The sequence below is a fragment of the Accumulibacter sp. genome (assembly GCF_032229525.1).
Classification (GTDB): domain Bacteria; phylum Pseudomonadota; class Gammaproteobacteria; order Burkholderiales; family Rhodocyclaceae; genus Accumulibacter.
Genome location: NZ_JAVTWB010000213.1, coordinates 24405 through 33725, shown reverse-complemented (window position 1 = coordinate 33725; position 9321 = coordinate 24405). Strand labels below are relative to the sequence as shown.

Genomic DNA, 9321 nt, shown 5'->3' with positions numbered 1-9321 from the left:
GATTCATAACCCATAGGTCGGTGGTTCAATTCCACCCATCACCACCAACGAATCAAGCAAAAGGCCAGCCGAAAAGGCTGGCCTTTTGCTTTTTGGCGTTTGTGTAGCCACCATGTAGCCAGATGCAAGCAATCCGAATGAATACCGCCAACAAGAACCCGGCGCAGTGCCAGCGCTGCGCCAGTGCATCGCCAGAAAAGAGAACGCCCGCACCACCGAAGCGATGACGGGCGAACGCGTCAATGGCCCGACTTGCGTAGCTCCAATTGCTCAGGGCGGCTGTCTCTCGCGCTTCAGCGATGTAGCTCCCCAGCTTGGCAGCAATCCGCGGCAGGTCAGCGCGAAACGGTTCGGCATCCACTTGGCTGGTCTTGATCGTCAGGACGACGAAGAAGGGCGCCGACGGCGCAAGGGGAACTGGTTTCGATAGGTCCGCTGGCGCTCATTGCTGGCAATCTCCGCCGACGACTGCCCGGTCAGCTCAAACCGGGCTGCTTGTTCATCGCTTTGACTGTCCGTTTCACCGTCGCCGCGAACTGGCTCTGGCTCCCCGTGTCCTCGGCCTTGCCCCTGGCCATCTCGTGCGTCTCCGCCGCCATCGTCCGCTTCTCCATCGCTCGCAACAGAACTTCCCGTAGCGCTAGCTCCGTGTCCGTCCAGGAAACTGGGGGCGATTCAGCGGCCTATCCGAAACGCTTCTCTGACAAATGGGGGTTGGTTTCGTTGCTGACTACTCAGCGAAGCTTCCAGCAAGTTTGATGAACCGCCGCATGCGGAACGCCACGTACGGTGGTGTGACAGGGCGACGGGGGGGTGGCTCCGTCCCCTGCTCGATCCGTTTATTTCCGCTGAATGCGTGAGTACGGATCGCGCGACCCTGCTAAGGTTCGTTTGCGACCACATCATCCGGAGTGCTCATGAACCGATTGACTTCTGCCCTCGCGGCGCTCTCCGCGGATCGCTTGCGCGCGATGCACCGCGGTGTCGAAAAAGAAAGCCTGCGCGTCGATGCCGACGGCAGGCTGGCATTGACGCCGCACCCGGCCGCGCTCGGCTCGCCGCTCAAGCACCCGAACATCACGACCGACTTCAGCGAGTCGCAACCCGAACTCGTTACCGCGGTGCACGACAGCGTGGAGGCGTGCGAGACCGAGTTGACGCAGATTCACCAGGCCGTCTATCACGCGCTCGGCGACGAGATGCTGTGGGCGGCAAGCATGCCGTGCGGACTGCCGACCGACGAGAACATCCCCGTCGCACGCTTCGGGTCGTCCAATGTCGGACGCGCCAAGAGCGTCTACCGCATGGGGTTGGGCGTGCGCTATGGCCGGCGCATGCAGACCATCTCGGGCATTCACTACAACTGGTCGATGCCGGGGCTCGGCGAGGACGATTACTTCGGTCTCATCCGCAATTTCCGCCGCCATTCGTTCGTACTGTTGACGCTGTTCGGTGCCTCGCCGGCGGTGTGCCAAAGCTTCGTCGAGGATCGAACACACGAGCTACAGCGGCTGTCAGAATACACGTTGTACCTACCGCACGCGACCTCGCTGCGCATGGGCCGACTCGGGTATCAGAGCGACGCACAGGCCGCGCTGGCGGTCAGCTACAACAGCCTGGGAGACTACGCCGGCTCACTATTTGGCGCGTTGACGCGCCCGTTTCCCCCCTATGAGCGGGTAGGCATCCGCGGACCGGGCGGCGAGTATCTGCAACTGGCGACGAGCCTGCTTCAGATCGAGAACGAGTCCTACGGCACGATCCGCCCGAAGCGCGTCATTCGACCCGGCGAGCGTCCGCTGCACGCGCTGCGCGAGCGCGGCGTCGAATACGTCGAGGTGCGCTTGATGGACCTCGATCCGTTCAAGCCGCTCGGCATCGACAGCGACACGATGCGTGTCATCGACCTCTTCCTGCTGCACTGTTTACTCAGCGAGAGCCCACCTGACTCGAATGAGGAGATCGCGCGCATGTACCGCAACCAGCATCTGTCGGCAGCGCGCGGGCGCGAACCGGGCTTGCAACTTGAGCGGCGCGACGGTGAGATTGCGTTGTTCGACTGGGCGCTGGAGATCATCGACGACTGCAAGCCGATCGCTGCTGCGGTCGATGCGGCGCAAGGCGGTACAGCCTACGCGCAGTCGCTTTCCGTCGCGCGCGAGACTTTGATCGCGCCGCAGCGCCTACCATCGGCGCGTGTGCTGGAGACGATGGCGTGCGACTTCGATCAGTCGTACACGGCCTTCGTGCGTGCGCAGTCGCTGGGCACACGCGAGGCGCTGCTGCGGCTGCCGTACGGTGACGATCTGGCGCTGCGTTTTCAGGCGTTCGCCGATGAATCGCTGCAAGCGCAACGGTGCGCCGAAAAGAGCGACAGCGTGCCGTTCGAGACCTACCGCCAGCAATATCTCGCGCCCGAACGGCTCAAACTCTGACCAGCGTCGCCCGCGCCACCGTTTGCGCATGGCTGGGTCGAACTCGCCGGCGCCAGAGCTGCTGCGGAGCGTTCATCACAAGGGCTTCCAGACTGCATCTCACCTGGCCATGGTCTCGCCGTCAGCGACAAGCACCTGGTCACCAGAGGGTAGGCGCCCGACAGGGCGGTTGCGACGCAGTGCGCGTTGAGACCAAGTGAGGTCACAAGCTCGGTGGCCACCTGATCACCGAATTCGCACAACTTGACACACACAACTCATCACCCTCGTCTCGCCCCCCCATTTCCCTGTCGGTCCGCCCCGGCGGCGTGTCGCTCTCGAGACAGGCCGTGAAAACATCCCGCGCCAGCCCTGCGGGCGAGGTGCGTGGCGGGCAGTTTGTTTGGCGTCAATTCGGGTATTACAATGACCATCTCTGTAATACAAAGGGAGCCATCCCATGTCGACGACACTTACCAGCAAGGGTCAGGTCACCATCCCCAAGCAGATTCGTGATGCGCTGAATCTGGCACCGGGTTGTTCGGTGGATTTTGCCGTCAATCGAGAAGGGGATGTGGTGATTCACAAGGTCGGCGCTCGAGCCAGCCGCAAGCCGGATCGCTTCGAAGCTGCTCGCGGCAAGGCCGATGTCAAATGGCGGACTGACGAGCTGATGGCCTTGCTGCGCGGCGAGGGCTGAGGTGTCGTCGGTGTTGCTGGTCGACACCAACGTGCTGGTCGATGTTCTGCAGGACGATCCGGAATGGGCGGGCTGGTCGATAGGGCAATTGCGCGCCCAGTCGAAGGTTCACCGCTTGGCGATCAACCCGATCATCTATTCCGAACTGTCGCTGACCTTCTCGACCGTCGAGGGTCTGGACAAGGCAATCGAAGACCTGGGCCTGGCCCTGATCGAGATCCCGTGCCCGGCATTGTTCCTCGCTGGCAAGGCCTTTATCCGTTACCGCCGGCAAGGCGGCACGAAGGACAACGTACTCGCCGATTTCTTTATCGGCGCGCATGCCGCGGTATCACGATTGCCGCTATTGACCCGGGACACGAGGCGCTACGCCTCGTATTTCGCCGATCTGGCGCTGATCGCGCCAGAGCAATCAAGCTAAAAAATGGAGTGGCAATGCCCACCTTGAACTGGATCGGCAAGGAAGCCGTCGTCAAACACCACAAGGAGGTGCCATTCCGTCTGCTGGAGCCGGTGCCGGAACTGTCCTGCCCCTCTCACCCTCCGGGAGAGGGGTCGGGGGAGAGGGAAAGCGGTAATCTGATCGTGCAGGGCGACAACCTGCACGCGCTCAAGGCCCTGCTGCCGCGCTACGCTGGCCAGGTGAAGTGCATCTACATCGACCCGCCTTACAACACCGGCAACGAGGGCTGGGTCTATAACGACAACGTGAATAGCCCGGAAATCCGCCGTTGGCTGGGCGAGGTGGTCGGCAAGGAAGGCGAAACGCTGGATCGGCACGACCGCTGGCTGTGCATGATGTATCCGCGCCTTGTGCTGCTGAAGCAGTTTCTGCGCGACGACGGCTCAATCTGGATTTCGATGGACGAGTCGGAAATTGCACATTTGCGGTGCTTGATGGATGAAATTTTTGGGCGACAGCGCTTCGTCGCGTGCAATGCGTGGCAGAAGCGCTACTCGCGGGAAAACCGTGGCGCCATCGGCGACGTTCACGAATATGTGATGGTCTATGCCATGAACCCAGAACGGTTTCAAGCGACGCGCCATCGCGTACCCATTGACGATAAGCAGGCAGCGGTTTACAAGAACCCAAACAACGATCCTAAGGGGCGCTGGCAGTCTATCTCCATGACCGCACAGGGCTATCGACCCAATCAGATGTACGAGATCGTTGGCCCGAAGGGAAAGAACCATCGCCCGCCGGAAGGACGGTGTTGGTCCACGATTGAAAGTGAATTCCTAAAGTTGAAGGGCGATGATCGCATCTACTTCGGCAAGGACGGAAACGGCGTCCCACGAATCATCCGCTACCTATCTGATGTTGAGGGCTTCGTGCCGTGGACATGGTGGCCACATGAGGAAGTCGGCCATACGGACGAAGCCAAGAAAGAAATCCAAAGTCTGTTTGGCACACAAACTGCATTCGACACCCCCAAACCCATCCGCCTGATTCAACGCATTCTGCAAATCGCTACCGACAAAGACTCCCTCATCCTCGACTCCTTCGCAGGCTCCGGAACCGCCGGTCACGCGGTGATAAAGCAGAACGCCAAGGACGGTGGCAACCGCCGTTTCATCCTCGTCGAGATCGATGAAGGCATCGCACAGAAGGTGACCGCCGAGCGGGTCAAGCGCGTCGTCACCGGCTACACCAACGCCAAGGGCAACGCCATCGAAGGTCTGGGCGGCGGCTTCCAGTTCTGCCGCCTGTCGGCCGAACCCCTGTTCACTGCTGACGGCCAGATTCGCGCCGATGTCACCTTTGCCCAACTGGCCGAGTTCGTCTGGTTTGCAGAAACCGGCACCGGTCATGCGGGAACTGGGGATTCGCCGTTTCTGGGCGTACATGAGGGGCGCGGCATCTACCTGCTCTACAACGGCATCCTCAAGGACAAATCCATTGCCGGCGGCAATGTGCTCACCGGGCCGGTGTTCGACCTGCTGCCGAAATTTACTGGCCCCAAGGTGATCTACGCCGCCGCCAACCGCATGGGCGGCCGCGCGGCGCGTGAGGGCGTTATGTTCAAGCAGACGCCCTACGCGCTGGAGGTATGAGCGATGGCCGAGAACCTGCGCGTCATCATCATTGCCGGGCCAAATGGCGCAGGCAAAACCACCTTTGCCCGCGAATTTCTGCCCGTCGATGCGGCTTGCCCGGTGTTCGTCAATGCCGACCTGATCGCCGCCGGGATCGCACCTTTCGCGCCAGAAACTGCTGCATTTCATGCGGGTCGGCTGATGTTGCAGGAACTGACGCGTCATTTCGCGGCACGAGAGAGTTTCGCCTTTGAGACGACACTATCGGGACGCGGTTATCTGCGCCTGATCGAGCAATGGCAGGCAGGCGGTTATCGGGTGAAGATCATCTTTCTGCAACTCGTCAGCGCTGAAGAAGCCATTGCCCGCGTGGCGCAACGCGTCCGTCAGGGTGGCCATGACATTCCCGAAGCCGTGATCCGGCGCCGCTTTGCGGCGGGCCTTGACCATTTTGAGCGCTTGTATGCACCGCGCGTGGATGCGTGGACCCTGTATGACAACTCGGGCGAACAGCCCGTGCTGCTCGACTGGAGCGAAAGAACATGAACAAGCAACCGATCGAACAAGCGCGTGACGCGGATTTGCGGCTGTCCCATGCAGCGCTGCGACGTGCCGGTTTGCGCGCGCGCGAAATCGCCCGGCAGACCGGCACGGCCATCGTGGTCAGTCGCCATGGCGTGATTGAGTACCTCCACCCACAGCCGGAGCTTGGGTCGACGGCGCAGGAACCCATCCCGCCCTATGGGGACCCGCGGTGAGCAGCTTCGCTCCCAAAACCTACCAATCGCAGGTTCTCGAAAGCGTGGAGGCTTACTTCAAAGCCTGCCACGAACTGCCGTCACCATCGATCGCCTTTACCGCGACCACCGAGCGCCTGTGGGGCCGTGGCAATCCGTACAACCCGCTATCGGGCTTTCCGGTCGACATGCCGTACTTCTGCCTGCGTGTGCCGACCGGCGGCGGCAAGACCTGGCTGGCGGCGAAGAGCGTGGCACTGGTCAATACACACCTGCTGCGTTGCGAGCACAGCGTCATCCTGTGGCTGGTGCCGAGCAAGCCGATCCGCGGGCAGACGCTGCGCGCCTTGCGTGACCGCCAGCACCCCTACCACACGGCGCTACGCGAAACCGGCCCGATTACCGTCCTCGATCTGGAAGATGCCAAGAGCGTGACCCGCGCCGCGCTGGACACCTCGACCACGATCATCGTCGCGACGCGGCAGGCGTTTCAGGTGGAAGAAGAGGAATGCCGCAAGGTTTACCAGTCCAACGGCGCGCTGATGCACCACTTCGACAATCTGTCGCCTCTGCTGCGGGACGAACTGTTGAGCGAAGGCCAAGGCGCGGATCGGACCACGCCGTATTCGCTGGCCAACGTGTTGCGTCTGCGCCGCCCCTTCGTGGTCGTCGACGAGGCGCACAACAACCGCACTGAACTGGCCTTCGACATGCTGGCGCGTTTCCGCCCCAGCGGGGTGATGGAACTGACCGCCACGCCCGATCTTGAGCGCACGCCAAGCAACGTGCTGCACAGCGTATCGGCCGCCGAACTGAAGGCGGAAGAAATGATCAAGCTGCCGGTGGTGCTCGAAACAGAGCCGAACTGGCAACAGTGTCTGGCCAACGCCATCGGCCGCCGCGATGCCCTGCACAAGCTGGCCGACGACGAACGCCACGCGGGGGCCGCCTACTTGCGGCCGCTGGTGCTGATTCAGTCGGAGCCGCGCCGGGCCGGCGTGGATACGCTGGATTTCGAGCGCGTGCGCAACGAACTGATTACCAACCACGGCATTCCGGCCAATGAGATCATCGTGGCAACCGGCGAAGAAAAGGGGCTGGAGCAGGTCGATACGGACTACAGGCTGGGCATAGCCGACCCGGCCTGCCCAGTAAAGTTCGTCATCACCCAGAAAGCGCTGGCTGAAGGCTGGGACTGCCCTTTCGCCTACATCCTGGTCAGCATGGCCTCGCTGCATTCGGCCACGGCGGTGGAGCAGTTGCTCGGGCGTATCTTGCGGCAACCGGGTGCGAGTCATCGGCAGGCGCCGGCGCTGAATCAGTCCTACGCTTTCGTCGTTTCGCGCAACTTTGCCGAAACCGCCGGCGCCTTGCGGGACCGCCTGGTCGCCGGGGCGGGCTTCGAGCGGCGCGAAGTGGCCGAGTTCGTGACCGCAGCCAGGGGCGAACAGGCGCGACTGGATCTGGAAGGGCATGGCGGGCGCGTTGTCGTTCGGCCGGTAGCGATTACCTTGTCCGAGAAACCGGATCTCAGGAGTGTGCCGAAGCCGATCCGCGACAAGGTGATCTGGGATGGCAAGCTGAATACGCTGACCATCAGTACACCACTGACCGAGGATGAGGCCGAAACGCTCAAGGCGTCGGTCACCTCGGAAACAGCGGCAGCAGCCATCGTTGAAGCGGCCGAAGTCAGTCGCACCACGGCAATCGAGTTCTTCCAGACGCCGGCCGAACTGGGTGAGCGCTTCCGCGTTCCGCAACTCGCCCTGCGCATTCAGGGTGAGCTTGCTTTGTTCGATGACCCAGAGGTGCTGGAATACCCGTGGGATCTGTCGACTTACGATGCCGCGCCAACAGCGGATGATATCTCCGCGCTCGGTGCTGGCCTCAAGGTTTCGGAAGGCGGCGAGATCGATGTGGATGTCGCATCCGGCCGGGTCGTTTCACGCTTTTTGCCCGATCTGCAACGGGACTTGGGGCTGGTGTACCAACCCGAAAACTGGGACGAGATTCGCCTCGCTACCTGGCTTTGCCGCAACCTGCCCGAGCAATCCCTCACCCACGCCAGCAAACAGGCCTTCGTCGCTGCCTGGCTGACCGAGTTGCTCGGGCGCGAGGGCTTCACGCTGGCGCGCGCGAACCTGCAGAAGTTCCTGGTTCGCAATCGCCTCGAGGCACGCATCCGCGACTTGCGCAAACAGGCGGTGGGCAAGGCTTTCCAGCAAACGCTGTTCGCTGACGATGCCGCATCCCGTGTCGCGGTGACCGACCACTACGCTTTCGAGTTTCATGCGCAAGCGTATGCGCCAAGCCGCGACTACGATGGCCGATTCGGAGCCTTCGAGTTTCGCAAGCACTTCCACGGGCGCATGGGCGATTTCGACAGCAAGGAGGAATTCGAATGCGCCTGCTGGCTGGATATTCAGGCGCAGCAGGGGCGTATCCAGTTCTGGGTGCGCAACCTGGTGCGGCGCGAAGGGAGTTCGTTCTTCCTGCAGAAGGCGGACGGGCGTTTCTACCCGGACTTTCTCTGCCAGCTTCCGGGAAATGATGACAAACCCGGACCGGTGCTCGCCGTCGAATACAAGGGTGCCGACCGCTGGTTATCGGCCGAGGATGACCGATTGATTGGCGGCCTGTGGGCCAATCTTTCCGACGGGCGTTGCCGATTCGTCATGGTCAAGGACAAGCGCTGGGATCGGATCGAGGAGCATCTGACGGTGATGTCCGCCCCATCAGCGGACAGGTGAAAATCCACCCCGCCGAGCACGAGCTGTTGCGCGCTGCAGGCAGGGTTTGACCCGAATCCCTACTTGGGCAACAGGAGGATGTAGCGAGTGACCACCAAGAAGAACGCACCTAGCTGGACTGACGTCAAGGGCAAACTGGCCGACTTTGACCGCGCCGGCCTGCTCGGACTGGTGCAGAGCCTTTACGCCGCCAACAAGGACAACCAGAGCTTTCTACACGCCCGCCTCGGCTTGGGCGAGGATCCGCTCAAACCCTACAAGGCCATTGTTTCGCGCTGGGTCTGCCCCGACGTGCTGCGCAACCAGGATGTCTCCATCGCCACGGCGAAGAAGGCCATTTCGGATTACAAGAAGGCCATTGGTCACCCGGAAGGGCTGGCCGAACTGGCCGTGTTCTACTGCGAGGAGGTATCCAGATTCCTGGACTACTGTGGCATGGACAACGAGGGCTACTACGCGGCATTGGTGCGGATGTTCGAGCAGGCGTTAAAGGCCACACTGATTCTTCCGGAAACGCAGCGTGACGATCTGCTCGACCGCCTGGAAGAGGTGCGTGCCGCTGGCCAGAGCTATGGCTGGGGCGTCGACGAAGATTTCAACTGGCTGTGGCAGAAAGCCGGGCTGGAGATCGACGCATGACGATGGCCAACCGGGATGACTGTGTTGGCCACTGGCGCCTCACG

At 61.9% G+C, this 9321-nt stretch carries 10 protein-coding genes; 8 read left to right on the top strand and 2 right to left on the bottom strand.

Translation table 11 applies throughout. The features are described from left to right. Positions 1-52: 52 nt before the first annotated feature. Both RUW20_RS17410 and RUW20_RS17405 read right to left on the bottom strand, forming a co-directional pair. Entirely contained in the window at positions 53-361 is a 309-nt protein-coding gene (locus tag RUW20_RS17410; protein ID WP_313953491.1) for a hypothetical protein, read from the bottom strand. A 115-nt stretch (positions 362-476) separates the two neighbouring features. Next, positions 477-599 (bottom strand): hypothetical protein, encoded by a 123-nt coding sequence (locus RUW20_RS17405; protein WP_313953490.1) that lies wholly within the window; start codon positions 597-599, stop codon positions 477-479. 318 nt (positions 600-917) lie between these two features. Between RUW20_RS17405 and RUW20_RS17400 the strand changes: the two genes are divergently transcribed. From RUW20_RS17400 to RUW20_RS17365, 8 genes are all read left to right on the top strand, one after another. Beyond that, complete coding sequence (locus RUW20_RS17400; protein ID WP_313953489.1) at positions 918-2435, top strand: glutamate--cysteine ligase; 1518 nt, start codon at positions 918-920, stop codon at positions 2433-2435. Positions 2436-2874: 439 nt separating this feature from the next. Then, complete coding sequence (locus RUW20_RS17395) at positions 2875-3114, top strand: AbrB/MazE/SpoVT family DNA-binding domain-containing protein (RefSeq protein WP_313953488.1); 240 nt, start codon at positions 2875-2877, stop codon at positions 3112-3114. A 10-nt stretch (positions 3115-3124) separates the two neighbouring features. Continuing rightward, positions 3125-3535, top strand: a complete 411-nt coding sequence (locus RUW20_RS17390) for a type II toxin-antitoxin system VapC family toxin (protein WP_313953487.1) — start codon at positions 3125-3127, stop codon at positions 3533-3535. A gap of 14 nt (positions 3536-3549) precedes the next feature. Beyond that, positions 3550-5169: a site-specific DNA-methyltransferase gene (locus RUW20_RS17385; RefSeq protein WP_313953486.1), complete on the top strand. Its 1620-nt coding sequence runs from the start codon at positions 3550-3552 to the stop codon at positions 5167-5169. Between the two features lie 3 nt (positions 5170-5172). Next, on the top strand, positions 5173-5697 hold the full coding sequence (locus RUW20_RS17380; RefSeq protein ID WP_313953485.1) for an AAA family ATPase: 525 nt from the start codon (positions 5173-5175) through the stop codon (positions 5695-5697). Beyond that, the gene (locus RUW20_RS17375; protein ID WP_313953484.1) at positions 5694-5909 is read left to right on the top strand and encodes a hypothetical protein; all 216 of its coding nucleotides are present in this window, start codon (positions 5694-5696) and stop codon (positions 5907-5909) included. Before RUW20_RS17380 ends, RUW20_RS17375 begins: the two co-directional genes overlap by 4 nt. Continuing rightward, positions 5906-8638 carry a DEAD/DEAH box helicase gene (locus RUW20_RS17370; protein WP_313953483.1) on the top strand — a complete coding sequence of 911 codons (2733 nt, stop codon included), beginning with the start codon at positions 5906-5908 and terminating at the stop codon, positions 8636-8638. Before RUW20_RS17375 ends, RUW20_RS17370 begins: the two co-directional genes overlap by 4 nt. An 87-nt stretch (positions 8639-8725) precedes the next feature. Further along, entirely contained in the window at positions 8726-9277 is a 552-nt protein-coding gene (locus RUW20_RS17365; RefSeq protein WP_313953482.1) for a hypothetical protein, read from the top strand. Positions 9278-9321: the final 44 nt, after the last annotated feature.